This window comes from Mycobacterium sp. E1214 (genome assembly GCF_001666755.1).
Classification (GTDB): domain Bacteria; phylum Actinomycetota; class Actinomycetes; order Mycobacteriales; family Mycobacteriaceae; genus Mycobacterium.
Genome location: NZ_LZJC01000020.1, coordinates 72,015 through 88,206, shown reverse-complemented (window position 1 = coordinate 88,206; position 16,192 = coordinate 72,015). Strand labels below are relative to the sequence as shown.

The window sequence follows — 16,192 nt, the reverse complement described above, 5'->3', positions numbered from 1 at the left end:
CGATCACAGGTTCTCGGCCCCCCAGTCGGCCAGCCGGCGTTCGCGTTCGGTTGCGTCGATGTCTTCGACCCGCGTCATGATCGACCAGCGTTGCCCGAACGGGTCGGTGATGGAGCCGAACCGGTCGCCGGTGACGAAGGTCTGGGCCGCCTCTCGGAGCGTGGCACCCGCGTTCTGGGCCCGCGCCAGCACGTCGTCGACGTCCGCGCAGTAGAGCGTGATCGAATGGGTGACCTCGTCGGTGCGCGTCGGCGCTTTTAGCTGATAGCTGGGGTTGGGGTCGGACAGCTGCAACCTGCCGTGCCCGAAGTCCAACTCCGCGTGCGCGACCGTGCCACCGGGCCCGGGCATCTTCTCGACGAGCACTGCACCGAAGACATCAGCGTAGAACTCAATGGCGGCTGCGGCTCCGTCGACAACAAGAAACGGCGTCAGGCTCGTGTAGCCCCCGGGGATCGGATTGGAAGTCATGTCGCACAGCTTGGCTAGATTCGTCGCGTGGAGGCTTGGAAAAACGCGCCACCGGCAGGTACGCCGGAGCCGGGGGTGGTCGGGCGGGCTGCCACCGGTTCGATATTCGAGCTGGACCGCACGGCGCCATCGGTGGCGACAGCCGAATTTGTCGAGCATTTCTGGTCGGTGCGCTGGGATCTGACCGGGCGGCCCCCGCAGGAAAGCTTGGTCATCGCTTTCCCGTCGATCAATCTCACCCATGAGTGGGGTACCGACTCCCCCCGCCATGGGTTCACCTTGCCCGCCACCTTGGTGCACGGAGTAGTTGAGCGGATCTTCGCCATCGAACTGTCGGACCGCGGCGCGGTCGTCGGCGCCCGTTTCCGGCCGGGCGGATTCACCGCACGATTCGGACGCGATGCGAGTGTGTTGACAGGGCGGGTTGTGCGCGTCGATGACGAGCTATTCGGCGGCTCAGCGCGTTTCGACGATGACATTGATGCCGCGACGGCGCAATTGGACGCCATGATCGGCGCGCGCACCGACCCTGACCCGACCTATGCATCACTCACCGCGCTGCTGGCCCGCATACGTGACGACGACACCGTGCAGCGAGTGCAGCACGTAATGGCGTGCTCGCCGTGGAGCGCGCGAACCACCCAGCGGGTCTTCCGCCGCTACGTCGGCGTCCCGGTCAAATGGGTCCTGTGCCGCTACCGGCTGCAGCAAGCGGCGTTGGCCATCGAGACCGATCGAGCCGTCGATCTCGCCGACCTGGCTATTCGATTCGGCTGGTACGACCAAGCCCATTTCACCAACGACTTCCGGTCGATGCTTGGCTGCAGTCCCGGTGAGTACGCTCAGCGATACGCATAACCGGGCCCGCCCGCGCCGTCCCGACGCAGTCTGCCCTGGTCAGCGCCCGCCAGCGGGTATGGTGCATGACGTGGTCAGAATTCCCCATCCCAGCGTGAAACCGCCGGGAACCAAGGTGGACGCGCGCAGCGAGCGCTGGCGCGAGCACCGCAAGAAGGTACGCGGGGAAATCGTCGACGCGGCGTTTCGCGCCATCGACCGCCTGGGCCCCGAGCTCAGCGTGCGTGAGATCGCCGAAGAGGCCGGCACCGCCAAGCCCAAGATCTACCGCCACTTTCACGACAAGTCCGACCTGTTCCAGGCCATCGGCGAGCGGCTGCGCGACATGCTGTGGGCGGCGATCTTCCCGTCCGTCGACCTGAAGTCCGACTCGTCGCGCGAGGTGATCCGGCGCGCCGTCGAGGAGTACGTCACGCTGGTCGACCAGCATCCGAACGTGTTGCGGGTCTTCATTCAGGGCCGATCGGCCGCCAGCCCCCAGATCCTCGACGAGGGCCGCGGCATCACGCTGGCCATGGCCAACATGTTCGACGACGAGCTGCGCGAGATGAAGCTCGACCACGCGGCGGTCGAACTGGCCGGGCACGCCGCCTTCGGGTCGGCCGCGTCGGCCACCGAGTGGTGGTTGGGTCCGGAGCCGCAGAGCCCGCGCCGCATGCCGCACGACCAGTTCGTCGCGCACCTGACCACGATCATGATGGGCGTCATCGTCGGCACGGCCGAGGCGCTGGGCATCACGCTGGACCCGGACCGGCCGCTGCACAGCGTGAAGGCCAGCAACCCCGCCGCGAGCTGACCCTGGCGACGTTGACATCGGTTCGGGGTTCGGCAACACTCTTGTGAACCGATACCCGGGGTACCGGGTATCTCGCGTCGGCCGGGCTGCCTAGGCCCGCCGCAAACCCGCGCCGACCTGATTGCGCCCCGACAGGAAGATCGATCCACCGTGACCGACGTCATCACGCAAGCCGAGCCGGTAGCCGAACCCCAGCAACCCGTTTACGCCCGCGCGGTCATCATCGGAACCGGGTTCTCCGGCCTGGGGATGGCGATCAAGCTGCAGCAGCAGGGCGTCGACTTCGTGATCCTGGAAAAGTTCGGCGACGTCGGCGGCACCTGGCGTGACAACAGCTACCCGGGCTGCGCCTGCGACATCCCCTCGCACCTCTACTCGTTCTCGTTCGAGCCCAACCCCGGCTGGAAGAACCCGTTCTCCTACCAGCCCGAGATCTGGGACTACCTCAAGGGCGTCACCGCGAAGTATGGGCTACGCCGCCACATCACGTTCGGTGCCCACGTCGACCGCGCGCACTGGGACGACGAAGAGCACCGCTGGCACGTCTTCACCAAGGACGGCCGCGAATTCGTCGGCCAATTCCTGATCTCGGGCGCGGGCGCGCTGCACATCCCGTCCATCCCCGACATCGTGGGTCGCGACGAATTTGCCGGCGCGGCTTTCCATTCCGCGGAGTGGGACCACAGCGTCGACCTGACCGGCAAGCGGGTGGCGATGATCGGCACCGGCGCCAGCGCCATCCAGATCGTGCCGGAGATCGTCAACCGCGTCGCCGAATTGCAGCTCTACCAACGCACCCCGCCCTGGGTGGTGCCGCGGTCCAACCCCGAGATCCCGCCGGCGGTGCGCCGGGCGATGGCGACCGTTCCGGGCCTGCGGCCCCTGGTGCGCCTCGCCATCTACTGGGGCCAGGAAGCGCTGGCGTTCGGCATGACCAAGCGGCCGAACATGCTGAAGTTCATCGAGGCCTACTGCAAGTTCAACATCCGCCGCTCGGTCAAGGACCGCGAGCTGCGGCGCAAGCTCGTCCCGAACTACCGCATCGGTTGCAAACGAATCCTCAACTCCTCCAAGTATTATCGCGCGGTCGCCGATCCGAAGACCGAACTCGTCACCGACCACATCGCCCGCATCACCCGCGACGGAATCGTCACCGTCGACGGAACCGAGCGGCCCGTCGATGTGATCGTGTTCGGCACCGGTTTCCACGTCACCGACTCTTACACCTACGTGGGCATCAAGGGACGCAACGGCGAGGATCTGGTGGACCGGTGGAACCGCGAGGGTATCGCCGCGCACCGCGGCATCGCCGTGGCGGAGATGCCGAATCTCTTTTTCCTGCTGGGCCCGAACACCGGCCTGGGGCACAACTCCGTGGTGTTCATGATCGAATCCCAGATCCGATACGTGGCCGACGCGATCAAGACCTGCGACAAGTTGGGTGTGCAGGCGTTGGCGCCGACCCGTGCCGCACAAGACAGGTTCAACGAAGAGTTGCAGACCAGGTTGGGCCCGTCGGTGTGGAACAGCGGCGGTTGCGCCAGTTGGTATCTCGACGAACATGGCAAGAACACGGTGCTGTGGGGCGGCTACACGTGGGAATACTGGCGCGACACCCGGCGCATCAGGCCCGCCGAGTTCGAGTTCTACGGCGCGGGTGCACCCGCGCGGCGGCCGGCTAGCTAGCCCGACACGGGCGACGGCGCGGCGGTTCGGCGCGCGCGCAGGCTCAGCCGCACGACGCGGTCCAGCACCCGGTCGGACACGAGCCGGTTGATGCGCAGGAGCAGGGCGGCGTCGCGCCCGATCGCATACCGGGTGCGCGGCCGCGACGCCGTCGCGGCCTTCGCGATGACCGTCGCGGCATGTTCGGCCGAGACGCCGTCGTCGATGAACGAACGGGCCTGTGCCACAACGGCACTGGTGAGATCGCCGTAGCGGGCGCGTTGTTCGGCCGTCATGTCGGACAGCAGTGCTTCCGCGGTGGCGATGCCCCGCTCGGCCATCTCGGTCCTGACCGCCCCGGGTTCGATGACGACGACCTTGATGCCGGTGCCCGCGACCTCGCGGCGCAGCGCGTCGCTGACCGCCTCGAGCGCGAACTTCGACCCGGCGTAGGGCCCGTAGGTCGGCAGCACGACCTTGCCGCCGACGGAGCTGATGTTCACGACGGTGCCGGAGCTGCGCAGCAGCGCCGGGAACAGCGCCTGGGTAATGGCGATGTGCCCGAACAGGTTGACCTCGAACTGCCGGCGCCACTGCGTCAGCGGCAGCGTCTCGACGGGGGCGTTGATCGCGATCCCGGCATTGTTGACCAGCGCGCGCAGCGGGCGTCGCTGCGGGTCGTTGGCGACGCGTTCGGCGATCGCGGCGACGTCGGCGGCCACGGTGATGTCCAGGATGCGCGGCTCCAGCCCGTCGAGCCCTGCGGCCCTCAGCGCGGCGGCGTCGGCAAGGAGGCGCACCCCGGCGAGCACGTGAAAGCCCTTGCGCGCCAACTCGAGGGCGGTCGCCGCGCCCATACCGGTCGACGCGCCCGTCACGACGATCAGCTCGCGGCGGTCGGGGGGATGCGAGGAAGCCATGTCGGTCTCCATCCGTTGGGTTGACAGTGTCATCTCAAAATAGCAGTTGAGTTGACGTTGTCAACTGAAGCGCGGCTTATGCTCGGCGGATGACGACACGAGCGGAAAGCGCCGCGGCGACCCGCCGTTCGCTCGTCGAGGCGGCCGGCGTCCTCCTCGACCTCGGCGGCGTCGGGGCGGTGACGCTGCGCGAGGTGGGGGCGCGCAGCGGGGTGTCGCGCTCGGCTGCCTACCGGCACTTCGCCGACAAGGAATCCCTGCTGACCGTGTTGGCCACCAACGCGTTGCGCGAATTGGGGGACGCCCTCGAGGAATTGGCCGCGGGCGACGACGCGCCCGAGGACGCGTTGCGCTCGGCGCTGCTCTCGCTGATCACACTCGGCCGCACTCGGCCGCATCTGTACCGCTTGATGTTCACGCCGCCGTCCGGTGACCCGACCGCGGCGCGGCAGGCCGCCGAGCGGACGCAGGGGCTCTTCCTCGACATGGTTGGCCGCCTCACCGGACGCGAGTGCGCGAGTCGCTATGGCGCCGTCCTGCTGACCAGCGCGCACGGCATCACGGGGTTGGACTTGAGCGGGCACTTGGACCTGGACAAGTGGCACACCAGCGCCGAGGAATTGGTCGACACGCTCATCTCGCTGTTGCCGAAAGCGGGGTAGCCGATCAGCGTCGCAACAGCGCGACGAAGGCGCCGGCCGCCGCGTCCACGCCGGCGTCGTCATCGGTGTTCGACGGCCTCGACGACGCGACGGCTACGTCGGTGGGGGCCGTCTCTCCAGGCGTGCGCGAGCGCCCGCAAAGTGTGCGTCAGACCGGCACCCTTGCGGCGCGAAGTCCTCTAGCCTCGGCGAACGTGACTGCAGCCCGGCCGACGTCGCGTCATGAGTGACCGGTTCGCCCTGCGCGACCTGAGCGTGGCGGTGCTGGCGGCGCCGATGGCCGGTGGCCCGTCCACACCGGCTCTCGCGGCGGCGGTGACCGACAGCGGCGGGCTGGGCTTCCTCGCGGGCGGCCTCGTGACACCCGACGGCTTGTCCGACGCGATCGTGCAGACCCGCGACCTCACCGCGGGCCCGGTGGGCGTCAATCTCTTTGTGCCGCAACCGCGTGTCGCCGACGCCGACGAGCTCGCCCGCTTCGCGGCGGCCCTGGCGCCGCTGGCGCGGGAGTGCGGGACCGAGTTGGGCGAACCCCGACACGACGACGACCATTGGGACGCCAAGCTGGACGTCGTCTGCGACCTGCGGCCCGAGGTGGTGTCCTTCACGTTCGGCCCGCCGGGCCGCGACACCTGCCGTCGGCTGCGCGAGCTGGACATCGTGACCGTCGCCACCGTCACCACGGTGGCCGAGGCGTTGATCGCAGTGGGCGACGGGGTGGACGCGCTGGTGGTCCAGGGCCCCGCGGCTGGCGGCCACCGGGCGACCTACGACGCGCGGCAACGGCCCGCCGCCGACCCGCTTGACACCGTGGTGGCCGAACTGGTCGACCGCTTCGCATGCCCGGTCATCGCGGCGGGCGGCGTCGGCGACGCCGCGGACGTGCGCCGGCTGCGCAAGGCGGGCGCCGCCGCGGTGCAGGTGGGGACGGCGTTTTTGTTGGCGGACGAGGCGGGCACGAACCCGTTGTACCGCAGCGCTTTACGCGACCCTGAGTTCACCCGCACGGTGATCACCCGCGCCTTCACCGGACGCTACGCGCGCGCCCTGGCCAACCGGTTCGTCGAGAGGTACGACGGCGACGCGGTGTGCGGCTTCCCGGAGATCGCGCGGATGACCGCGCCGCTGCAGGCCGCGTCGCTGAAGGCGGGGGATCCGCACGGCGTGGCCATGTGGGCTGGGTCGGGTTTTCGGGCCGCGACCGCGGGACCGGCCGGCGACATCGTGGGCGCGCTGAGGGCGTAGGCGTGCGCCCGGGTGTCGGCGACGGCCGCCCCGGGTATCCGATCGCCTGCTGCTCAACGGAAAGGACCGCGGTTGCGCGCCGGGACCCTCGTCACCAGCTGCGGGCTGCTCGCCGCGTGCGTGCTGGTGGCCTGCGGCCACCAGGCCGCGCCGTCGAGCCCGGGCTCGACGACCACCGGCCTGCTGCTGCCCGGCGTACCCACCGAAGGCAGCCGCCCGCCCGCCGCCGCCCTGCCGCCGGCGGCCGAACCGCAGAACGCCCCGCCACCGATCGCGGCCCCCGCGGGGCGCGTGCTCGCGGTGGGCCGAGGCGCCGAAGGCATCGTGGTGGACGCCGCGACCCGGACCGTCGCGGTCGCGACGCGTGACCCGGACGCCGTGGTGCTGATGGACGTGGCCAGCGGCGTCATCACCACCCGCGTCCCACTTCCCGGGACGGTGCGTCACCTGCAACTCGCCGGGCCCCGAGGCCCCCTGCTGGTTCCGGTCGAAAGCGCCAACGCTTTGCTGCGAATCGACTTGCCGCGCGGCGTAATACAGCCGCCGATCACCACGGGCAGCGCGCCGCACGACGCGGCGGCCGCAGCCAACGGCACGGTCTTCGTCGGCAACGAGCACGGCGGAACGGTTGCGGCGGTGCGCGGTGACCGGGTCGTCAAGATTTTCACCGACAGCGTGCAACCGGCGGGCGTGGCCGCAGTGGGCGACACGATGGGCGTGCTGGACGTGCGGAAGAACGACCTCACCCTCTACGACGCCGACCGGCTGACCATCGTGGGCGCCACACCCGCGGGCGCCGGGCCCACACACCTGGTGGCCGACCGGCACGGCCGCATGATCGCCGCGGACACCCGCGGCAACGCCGTCCGCGTCTTCACGCCCTTACCGGCGCCCCGCGAGGTCGCCGTCGTCGCGCAACCGGGGGCCCCCTACGGCGTCGCCTACGACGCCACCCGGGATCGCCTGTGGGTGGCGTCGTCGGGCACCAACGAAGTGCTCGGTTACGACATGAGCGGTGCCGCACCCGTTGTGGTGCAGCGGTTTTCGACGGTGCGCGACGCCTACACGGTGGCCGTCGACGCCGCCACCGGCCGGCTCTTCGTCGCCGGCGCCGCCGACGGCGTCGTCCAGGTCATCGACCCGGCGGATTGAAGCGTCGCGTGCTGGGTAACCGGCAGGGCTATGCGCAACGAGGTCGCCGGCACCGGCGGGGGCGCCGTGAGCGCGGACGAGGTGGCCCGGCGGATGGAGTTCGTGCGACACGGCGCCGGCACGCCGCTGCTGCTCATCCACGGACTCGGATCGAGTTGGCGCACCTGGGATTTGGTCGCACCGACGCTCGCGGCGCGCCGCGAGGTCATCGCCGTCGATCTGCCCGGCTTCGGCAGCAGCGCGCCGCTGCCCGGCGAGGTCAGCATCGCCACGTTGACCGACGCCGTCGAAACGTTCATCGCCCATCACGGGTTGGGCGAGGTCGACGTCGTCGGCAGCTCGATGGGCGCGCGCATGGTGTTGGAGATGGCCCGCCGTGGGCACGCCGGCACCGTGGTCGCGCTGGACCCGGGTGGCTTCTGGACCGACCGTCAGGTGCGGGTCTTCGGAGCGACGGTCGGCGCCTCGATCGCGCTGGTGCGGCGCATCCAACCGGTAGTGCCGGCGCTCACCCGGACGGCGGCGGGGCGCACGGCGCTGCTGGTGCAGTTCTCGGCCAAGCCGTGGCGATTGCCGCCGCGCCTGGTGCTCGAGGAACTGCGCAGCTTCGGCCGGGCCTCGAGCCTCGACGCCGCATTGCGCGCCCTGGTGCACGGACCCAAACAACTCGGCGCCGCCGCCGGATCCCTGAACGGCAAGGTGGTGATCGGCTGGGGCCGCAACGACAGGGTCACCACGCCGAGCCAGGCGATGCGCGCCTGGGAGGCGTTCCCCGACGCGAGGTTGCACTGGTTCGACGAGTGCGGGCACTTCCCGCACTGGGATCAGCCGGAGGCGGCCGCGCGCCTGATCCTGGCCTCGGTGTAGCGCGGCGCCGGCGACACGCAAACACAACCACTTGTATTGCGACGGCTTGTCGGGCCCCAGAGGTAGTGTCGGTGTACTGAAAAGCCGTCCGGTTGAAGTGGGGTTCTGGTGACCGAAAACATGAAGCTGATTGACCGCGTTTCGGCGATCAACTGGAACCGTCTCCAGGACGACAAGGACGCCGAGGTCTGGGAGCGGCTGACCGGCAACTTCTGGCTGCCGGAGAAGGTGCCGGTGTCCAACGACCTGCCGTCGTGGGGCACCCTGACCGCCCACGAGAAGCAGCTCACCATGCGGGTGTTCACCGGGCTCACGTTGCTCGACACCATCCAGGGGACGGTGGGCGCGGTCAGCCTGATTCCCGACGCGCTGACCCCGCACGAGGAGGCGGTGTACACCAACATCGCCTTCATGGAGTCGGTGCACGCGCGCAGCTACAGCAACATCTTTTCGACGCTGTGCTCGACCGCCGAGATCGACGACGCCTTCCGCTGGTCGGAGGAAAATCCGAACTTGCAACGCAAGGCCGAGATCGTCATGCAGTACTACAAGGGCGACGAACCGCTCAAGCGGAAGGTGGCTTCGACGCTGCTGGAGAGCTTCCTGTTCTACTCGGGGTTCTACCTGCCGATGTACTGGTCGAGCCGCGCCAAGCTGACCAACACCGCCGACATGATCCGGCTGATCATCCGCGACGAGGCGGTGCACGGCTACTACATCGGCTACAAGTACCAGCGCGGGCTGGCCCTGGTCGACGAGGTCAAGCGCGCCGAGCTCAAGGACTACACCTACGAGCTGCTCTTCGAGCTCTACGACAACGAGGTCGAATACACCCAAGACCTCTACGACGAGGTGGGGCTGACCGAGGACGTCAAGAAGTTCCTGCGTTACAACGCCAACAAGGCGTTGATGAACCTCGGCTACGAGGCGCTGTTCCCGCGCGACGAGACCGATGTGAACCCGGCGATCCTGTCGGCACTGTCGCCCAACGCCGACGAGAACCACGACTTCTTCTCCGGCTCGGGCTCGAGCTACGTGATAGGCAAAGCCGTCGTCACCGAGGACGAGGACTGGGACTTCTAAACAAAGCCTCGCCGCCCGGTTCGGTTCTCGCAGCAAAGATTTCGTCGCACTTGACGAGAATTCTCCGCCCCCCTTTGGCACACTGAGTCCGCACGACGCGTCGGGCCGGCGCCCCCCTCCGCGCCCGGCCGAGTCGCTCGCACCTCCGCAGACGACCCATGGCACGGGGAGCTGATGCATGAAGACGATCCTGATCACCGGCGCGACGTCCGGTGTGGGGCTGGAATGCGCTGCGCAACTGGCGACCGGGAGTCGTCACCTCGTTCTGGTCGGCCGCAATCCGGACAAGCTATGCCGCGCCAAGGCGCGCGTCACCGAGCGCGGCGCCGGCCGCGTCGACACGCTGGTCTGCGACTTCACGTCGTTGGATGCGGTGCGGGCGCTGGCCGACGAGGTGCTCGACCGCTACGACCGGCTCGACGTGCTCATCAACAACGCCGGTACCGTCTATGCCCGCCGCACGGAGACGCTCGACGGCCACGAGGCCACCTTCGCCGTCAATCATCTGGCCGGCTACCTGCTGACCCAGCGGCTCAAGGACCTGCTGATCGCCAGCGCGCCGTCACGGATCGTGCTCACCGCCTCCATCGGGCATTACGGCGGCACCATGGACTTCGACGACCTCCATTACCGCCGCGGCTACAGCATCCTGAAGGCCTATTCGCGGTCCAAGCTGGCCAACGTGCTCTACGCGCGCAGCCTCGGTCGTGAGCTGAGCGGCACGGGCGTGACGGTCAACGCGGTGCACCCCGGCCAGGTCAGGAGCAACATCTGGGATGGCGCGCCGTGGTACACCAAGCCGGCGCTCGCCGTCCTCAAGCGCTTCATGATGATCACCGCCGAGGAGGGCGGCCGCCGGCTCAGCTATGTCGCCGACGACCCGAGCCTGGACGGCGTCACCGAGCAGTACTTCGAGAACAACTGCGTCAAGCAGCCCTCCGCATTGGCAACGGATACCCTTGTCGCCGAACGACTTCGGGAAGTCAGCGACCGGCTCATCGGCCTGGGCCGCGGCGTCAACGCCTGACCGATCCGGCCCGGCGGCGTCGGCCGGCGCGACTCGACCGCGTGGGTCAGCGGCCCAGCCCGCCCAGCGCATTCGGCCCGAGGCCGGCGCCCGGCAGGGACGGCAGGCCCTGGCCGGCGCCCGGCAGCGACGGCAGGCCCGAGCCGACGAGCCCTTGCACCGGGAACGGCATGTTGCCGTTGGCCAGCGACGTCATCACGCCGGGGCATTCCATCTGTATCGCCATGCTGGTGACCAACCCGGCCATGCCCGGCGAAAGTCCTTTGGTACCAGCCACTTGCGAGGTGATGGACGCCAGCGTGGCGCCGGGCTTGACCAGCGAGGGGCAGATCGACCGGCCGATGCCGGCGAGGGCGTTGCTGAGCGAGCCGTTACTGCCGGCGCCGGTCAGCGCCGTGGTGATCGAGTCGGTGGGGGAATCGGCGTGCGCGACGGCGGGCAACGCCGCGCCCGCCGCGGCGACGCCCGCCGCGAACGCCAAGGGGCGAAGGAGCGCCGCGGCCGCACCGAGGAGACCGGAAGTCGGGGAGACCGGTGCCGCCGGCCGGCGCAGCGTCTGTCCAGGCCACGGGCGGTTCCTCAGTGCGGGCATGCAGTGCTCCTCGAGCGTTGGGGGAAGTGTGCTGTCGTGCAACTCTTTTCATTTCGGCGAAGGTCACCGGTTCGTTACAGCCCGGTCTCGGCCGGGCCCGCGACCTGGTCAGAGCGCCAATGCACCGGCTGCTGAGCGGTGTATGAACTGCGCGTGAATTGTCGGTGTGGCGGGACGGCCCGCTAGCGCGGTAGCTGCCGCAGCCCTGACACTGTTGGGGTGACGAACACTGCCGCACACACGAGCAAGTTCCTCCACTCGGTTCTTCGCTGGCTGCGCGCCGGCTACCCCGAGGGTGTCCCGGGCCCCGACCGCGTGCCGCTGCTGGCGCTGCTGCGCAGCACCCCGCTGACCGAAGAGCAGATCGCCGAGGTGGTGCGCAACATCACCGATCACGAGGGGTCCCCGGAGACGATCGATCACCCCATCGATCGCGACGAGATCGCACACTTCATCTCCGACATGACCCACTACGACGCCGGGCCGGAGAACGTCATCCGGGTGGCCGCCACGCTGGCCTCGGTCGGGTGGCCGCTGGCCGGCATCGACGTCAGCGAGGTCATCCCGGGCGACGAATGGGGCGAGGCCGCAGAGCTTGCCGCCCGCGGCCCCGCCCCCGAAGAAGCGTCGCTGTAGCTCTCGCTACAGCTTCGAGATGTCGATCACGAAGCGGTAGCGCACGTCGCTGGCCAGCATGCGCTCGTAGGCCTCGTTGATGTAGTCGGGCTCGATGAGCTCGATCTCCGGGGTCACGTCGTGCTCGGCGCAGAAGTCCAGCATCTCCTGCGTCTCGGCGATGCCACCGATGTTCGACCCGGACAGGCTGCGCCGCGCCAGCGCCAGCGGGAACGCCGGCACCTCCATCGGGTGCTCGGGGATGCCCAGCTCCACCAGCGTGCCGTCGACGTCGAGCAGGCCCAGGTAGTCACCGAGCGGCAGGTTCGCCGAGACCGTGTTCAGGATCAGGTCGAAGCTGCCGCGCAACTTCTTGAAGGTGTCCGGGTCGGACGTGGCGTAGTAGTGCTTGGCGCCCAGCCGCAGCCCGTCCTCCATCTTCTTCAGCGACTGCGACAGCACCGTCACCTCGGCGCCCAGCGCCGCGCCCAGCTTGACGCCCATGTGTCCCAAACCGCCCAGGCCGATGATCCCGAGCCGGGTGCCTTCGCCGGCGTTCCAGTGCCGCAGCGGGGAGAACAGGGTGACGCCGGCGCACAACAGCGGCGCCGCCTTGTCCAGCGGGATCGAGTCCGGGATGCGCACCACGTAGTTCTCGTCGACGACGATCGCCTGGCTGTAGCCGCCCTGCGTCGACTTGCCGTCCTTGCCGATCGAGTTGTAGGTGAAGGTCGCGCCGCGCTTGCAGTACTGCTCGAGCCCGGCCTTACAGCTGCTGCATTCGCGGCAGGAGTCCACCATGCAGCCGACGCCGACGTGGTCGCCGACCTTGTACTTGGTGACGTCCGAGCCGACCTCGGTGACGACGCCGGCGATCTCATGGCCGGCGACCACCGGGTAGTTGGGCTGGCCCCATTCGGCCTTGACCGTGTGGATGTCGGAGTGGCAGATGCCGGCGAACTTGATGTCGATTGCTACGTCATGCGGGCCCGGGTCGCGCCGCTCGATGGTCGTCTTGGTCAGCGGTTCGGTCGCCGACGTCGCGGCGTACGCCGAAACAGTTCTCATGAATGTTCCTCTTCGATGTGGTGACGTCGTTCGAATAAGTTTAGCTAAGGTAAAAGTCCCACGACCAGTCGTCGGGTACCCCTACCAGCCTAGGACGATGTGTGATCTGCGGCGCTAGTTGATCGGGGCGTTGATCAGCCGCAGGTCGTCGACGACACCGCGGGCGGCGATGACACCCTCGCCGGTTTGCCAGATTTCGTCGTTGACGACGTAGACCCGGTTGTCCCGATTGGCGGAGAGCCTGCGCCAGGGGTTGCTGTCCAGCACCCCGGCGGCCCGGGCGGCTGCGGCCGGGGTGGCGCACGAGACGAAGACCACGTCGGCGTCGGCCACCGACAGATCCGGGTTCTTCGCGAGGTCGGCGTCGGTGGCGGCGATCTCGAGGTAGGGCTTGTCGGTGAACCGCTGGGCCGCGGGGCGGTCCACGCCGACCGCGCCCAGCACGCTGGCCGGGAAGTTGTTGGTTCCGTAGACGCGGATGGCGGTGTCGGTCAACTGCACGACGGACGCCTGGAAGTGCGAGGCGTCGTGCCGGGCGCCGACATCGGCGGCGCGTTGCGAGAACCCGTTGAGCAACGCGTCCACGGCGCCGGCCCGCCCGGTTGCGGCGCCGACCCCGCGCATGTCGTCCTGCCACGCCGCGCCGGGGGCGGCGGTGAACACCGTCGGGGCGATCGCGGCGAGCTGCGGGTACAGCGTGGGCGTCAGCGCCGCCGACCCCAGGATCAGGTCCGGGTGCGCCGCCGCGATGGCTTTGACGTCGGGGTTGGAGCGGCTGCCCGCGGCGGGCAGCCCGCGCACCGCACCGCCGAGGTAGGCGGGCTGCCCCGACGCGCCGTCGGGCAGCGCCGCCGCGACGACCCGCGACTGCAGGCCCAGGGCGCACAGCGTGTCGAGCTGGTCGCCGGAGAGCACCGCGATGCGCTGCGGGTCCGACCGCACCTGCACGACGTCCGGGGTCACCCCCGCCGCGTTGCGGGCCGGCCGGGTCGGCGGGCCGGGGTCGGGCGCTGCGGCGTCCCGGGCGCACGAGTCGTCCGGGCGGCGGTCGTTGCCCAGCACCCCGGCGCCTGCGATCTGCGTGGTGGGCGTGACCAGCGCGGGCGTCGTCGCCGCGACGCCCGGCTTGCCGGTCCCGGAGCCGCTGCAGGCGGCGACGACCGCCGCCGTCGCCGCGGTGGCCGCCCACAGCCGGGCCGGCCGAATGACGCCGAATCGCACGCGTCCGACGCTAACATCCGGCCAGGTCGGCGCCGCCGCGCCGACGGACACGCCGCGCCGTCGCCGCATTTACGACAGTTTGTAGGACCAGCCCTGACGTCGTCGGGATCGGCGGCTAAGATTCTTCTCAGCACTGAATTTGGGCCACCGTCCCGTCCGGATGTTTGGAGAAGCTGTTGACAGCCGAAGCGCCCCCCTTGGGAGAACTCGAGGCCGTTCGTCCGTTCCCGGACCGCACGGGCCCCAAAGGGAACCTGGTCTACAAACTCATCACCACCACCGATCACAAGCTGATCGGCATCATGTACTGCGTCACCTGCTTCGTCTTCTTCTTCATCGGCGGGTTGATGGCGCTGCTGATGCGCACGGAGTTGGCCGCGCCCGGGCTGCAGTTCCTGTCGAACGAGCAGTACAACCAGCTGTTCACCATGCACGGCACGATCATGCTGCTGCTGTACGCCACCCCGGTGGTGTTCGGTTTCGCCAACCTGGTGCTGCCGCTGCAGATCGGCGCCCCGGACGTGGCGTTCCCGCGGCTCAACGCCTTCTCGTTCTGGCTGTTCCTGTTCGGCGGCATGATCGCCTCCGCCGGATTCATCGTCCCCGGTGGCGCCGCGGACTTCGGCTGGACCGCCTACACGCCGCTGTCCGACGCGGTCCACTCGCCCGGCGCGGGCGGTGACCTGTGGATCACCGGCCTGATCGTCGCCGGTCTGGGCACCATCCTGGGCGCCGTCAACATGATCACCACCGTGGTCTGCATGCGGGCGCCCGGCATGACGATGTTCCGGATGCCCATCTTCACCTGGAACATCCTGGTGACCTCGATCCTGGTGCTGATCGCCTTCCCGATCCTGACCGCGGCGCTGTTCGGCCTGGCCGCCGACCGGCACCTCGGCGCGCACGTCTACGACGCCGCCAACGGTGGGGTCCTGTTGTGGCAGCACCTGTTCTGGTTCTTCGGCCACCCCGAGGTGTACATCATCGCGTTGCCGTTCTTCGGCATCGTCACCGAGATCTTCCCGGTGTTCTCCCGCAAGCCGATCTTCGGCTACACCACGCTGGTGTACGCGACGCTGTCGATCGCCGCGCTGTCGGTCGCGGTGTGGGCGCACCACATGTTCGCCACCGGCGCCGTGCTGCTGCCGTTCTTCTCGTTCATGACCTACCTGATCGCGGTGCCCACCGGCATCAAATTCTTCAACTGGATCGGCACGATGTGGAAGGGGCAGTTGACCTTCGAGACGCCGATGCTGTTCTCGGTCGGGTTCCTCATCACGTTCCTGCTCGGCGGCCTGACGGGCGTGCTGCTGGCCAGCCCGCCGCTGGACTTCCACGTCACCGACAGCTACTTCGTGGTGGCGCACTTCCACTACGTGCTGTTCGGCACCATCGTGTTCGCCACCTACGCCGGCATCTACTTCTGGTTCCCGAAGATGACCGGGCGGCTGCTCGACGAGCGGCTGGGCAAGCTGCACTTCTGGCTGACCTTCATCGGCTTCCACACCACCTTCCTGGTGCAGCACTGGCTGGGCGACCTCGGCATGCCGCGCCGCTACGCCGACTACCTGCCCAGCGACGGCTTCCAGCCCTACAACATCGTCTCGACCGTCGGTGCCTTCATTCTGGGCGCGTCGATGTTCCCGTTCGTGTGGAACGTGTTCAAGAGCTGGCGCTACGGCGAGGTCGTGACCGTCGACGACCCGTGGGGTTACGGCAACTCGCTGGAGTGGGCGACGAGTTGCCCGCCGCCGCGGCACAACTTCACCGAGCTGCCCCGGATCCGTTCCGAGCGGCCGGCGTTCGAGCTGCACTACCCGCACATGGTGGACCGGATGCGTGCCGAGGCGCACGTGGGCCGGCACGCCACGGCTCTCGAGTCGCCGAAGGGATTCGGCCCCCGGACCGAGCCGGACCGCGCGACTCATGACCAGTAGCGGCGGCTGCCGC

Annotated in this window: 16 protein-coding genes; 11 read left to right on the top strand and 5 right to left on the bottom strand. The window is 68.9% G+C overall.

What is annotated here, in order from left to right:
* Positions 1 to 3: 3 nt before the first annotated feature.
* The gene (locus tag A5700_RS02365) at positions 4 to 471 is read right to left on the bottom strand and encodes a glyoxalase/bleomycin resistance/extradiol dioxygenase family protein (protein ID WP_068069398.1); all 468 of its coding nucleotides are present in this window, start codon (positions 469 to 471) and stop codon (positions 4 to 6) included.
* 27 nt (positions 472 to 498) lie between these two features.
* Here A5700_RS02365 and A5700_RS02360 point away from each other — a divergent pair, with 27 nt between their 5' ends.
* The 3 genes from A5700_RS02360 (at position 499) to A5700_RS02350 (ending at position 3,811) form a co-directional block, all read left to right on the top strand.
* The gene (locus A5700_RS02360) at positions 499 to 1,329 is read left to right on the top strand and encodes an AraC family transcriptional regulator (protein WP_068069401.1); all 831 of its coding nucleotides are present in this window, start codon (positions 499 to 501) and stop codon (positions 1,327 to 1,329) included.
* Between the two features lie 70 nt (positions 1,330 to 1,399).
* Complete coding sequence (locus tag A5700_RS02355) at positions 1,400 to 2,125, top strand: TetR/AcrR family transcriptional regulator (protein ID WP_156671041.1); 726 nt, start codon at positions 1,400 to 1,402, stop codon at positions 2,123 to 2,125.
* Positions 2,126 to 2,275: 150 nt separating this feature from the next.
* Positions 2,276 to 3,811: an NAD(P)/FAD-dependent oxidoreductase gene (locus A5700_RS02350; protein WP_068069403.1), complete on the top strand. Its 1,536-nt coding sequence runs from the start codon at positions 2,276 to 2,278 to the stop codon at positions 3,809 to 3,811.
* On the opposite strand, the gene A5700_RS02345 is transcribed toward A5700_RS02350, so the two are convergent.
* Positions 3,808 to 4,743, bottom strand: coding sequence for an SDR family NAD(P)-dependent oxidoreductase (locus tag A5700_RS02345; RefSeq protein WP_231991360.1), 936 nt, complete (start codon positions 4,741 to 4,743; stop codon positions 3,808 to 3,810). The genes A5700_RS02350 and A5700_RS02345 overlap by 4 nt on opposite strands.
* 56 nt (positions 4,744 to 4,799) lie before the next feature.
* Between A5700_RS02345 and A5700_RS02340 the strand changes: the two genes are divergently transcribed.
* The 6 genes from A5700_RS02340 (at position 4,800) to A5700_RS02315 (ending at position 10,746) form a co-directional block, all read left to right on the top strand.
* Positions 4,800 to 5,372: a TetR/AcrR family transcriptional regulator gene (locus A5700_RS02340; protein WP_068069406.1), complete on the top strand. Its 573-nt coding sequence runs from the start codon at positions 4,800 to 4,802 to the stop codon at positions 5,370 to 5,372.
* Positions 5,373 to 5,594: 222 nt separating this feature from the next.
* Positions 5,595 to 6,617 (top strand): nitronate monooxygenase, encoded by a 1,023-nt coding sequence (locus A5700_RS02335; protein ID WP_068069409.1) that lies wholly within the window; start codon positions 5,595 to 5,597, stop codon positions 6,615 to 6,617.
* Positions 6,618 to 6,689: 72 nt separating this feature from the next.
* Positions 6,690 to 7,769: a hypothetical protein gene (locus A5700_RS02330; RefSeq protein ID WP_068069412.1), complete on the top strand. Its 1,080-nt coding sequence runs from the start codon at positions 6,690 to 6,692 to the stop codon at positions 7,767 to 7,769.
* 30 nt (positions 7,770 to 7,799) lie between these two features.
* Positions 7,800 to 8,636, top strand: a complete 837-nt coding sequence (locus tag A5700_RS02325; RefSeq protein WP_231973768.1) for an alpha/beta fold hydrolase — start codon at positions 7,800 to 7,802, stop codon at positions 8,634 to 8,636.
* A gap of 108 nt (positions 8,637 to 8,744) precedes the next feature.
* The gene (gene nrdF, locus A5700_RS02320; RefSeq protein ID WP_197502809.1) at positions 8,745 to 9,719 is read left to right on the top strand and encodes a class 1b ribonucleoside-diphosphate reductase subunit beta; all 975 of its coding nucleotides are present in this window, start codon (positions 8,745 to 8,747) and stop codon (positions 9,717 to 9,719) included.
* A gap of 178 nt (positions 9,720 to 9,897) precedes the next feature.
* Positions 9,898 to 10,746 carry an SDR family oxidoreductase gene (locus A5700_RS02315; RefSeq protein WP_068069415.1) on the top strand — a complete coding sequence of 283 codons (849 nt, stop codon included), beginning with the start codon at positions 9,898 to 9,900 and terminating at the stop codon, positions 10,744 to 10,746.
* A gap of 46 nt (positions 10,747 to 10,792) precedes the next feature.
* Here the strand turns inward: A5700_RS02315 and A5700_RS02310 are convergent, their stop codons facing one another.
* Entirely contained in the window at positions 10,793 to 11,338 is a 546-nt protein-coding gene (locus tag A5700_RS02310; protein ID WP_082960452.1) for a DUF732 domain-containing protein, read from the bottom strand.
* Between the two features lie 219 nt (positions 11,339 to 11,557).
* Here A5700_RS02310 and A5700_RS02305 point away from each other — a divergent pair, with 219 nt between their 5' ends.
* Positions 11,558 to 11,974, top strand: coding sequence for a DUF3349 domain-containing protein (locus A5700_RS02305; protein ID WP_068069420.1), 417 nt, complete (start codon positions 11,558 to 11,560; stop codon positions 11,972 to 11,974).
* Positions 11,975 to 11,980: 6 nt separating this feature from the next.
* On the opposite strand, the gene A5700_RS02300 is transcribed toward A5700_RS02305, so the two are convergent.
* Together A5700_RS02300 and A5700_RS02295 are read right to left on the bottom strand one after the other, a co-directional pair.
* The gene (locus A5700_RS02300) at positions 11,981 to 13,021 is read right to left on the bottom strand and encodes an NAD(P)-dependent alcohol dehydrogenase (RefSeq protein WP_068069423.1); all 1,041 of its coding nucleotides are present in this window, start codon (positions 13,019 to 13,021) and stop codon (positions 11,981 to 11,983) included.
* Positions 13,022 to 13,135: 114 nt separating this feature from the next.
* Positions 13,136 to 14,242 carry an iron-siderophore ABC transporter substrate-binding protein gene (locus A5700_RS02295; RefSeq protein WP_068204401.1) on the bottom strand — a complete coding sequence of 369 codons (1,107 nt, stop codon included), beginning with the start codon at positions 14,240 to 14,242 and terminating at the stop codon, positions 13,136 to 13,138.
* A 176-nt stretch (positions 14,243 to 14,418) separates the two neighbouring features.
* Here A5700_RS02295 and ctaD point away from each other — a divergent pair, with 176 nt between their 5' ends.
* The gene (gene ctaD / locus A5700_RS02290) at positions 14,419 to 16,179 is read left to right on the top strand and encodes a cytochrome c oxidase subunit I (RefSeq protein ID WP_068069482.1); all 1,761 of its coding nucleotides are present in this window, start codon (positions 14,419 to 14,421) and stop codon (positions 16,177 to 16,179) included.
* The last annotated feature ends 13 nt before the right edge of the window (positions 16,180 to 16,192 follow it).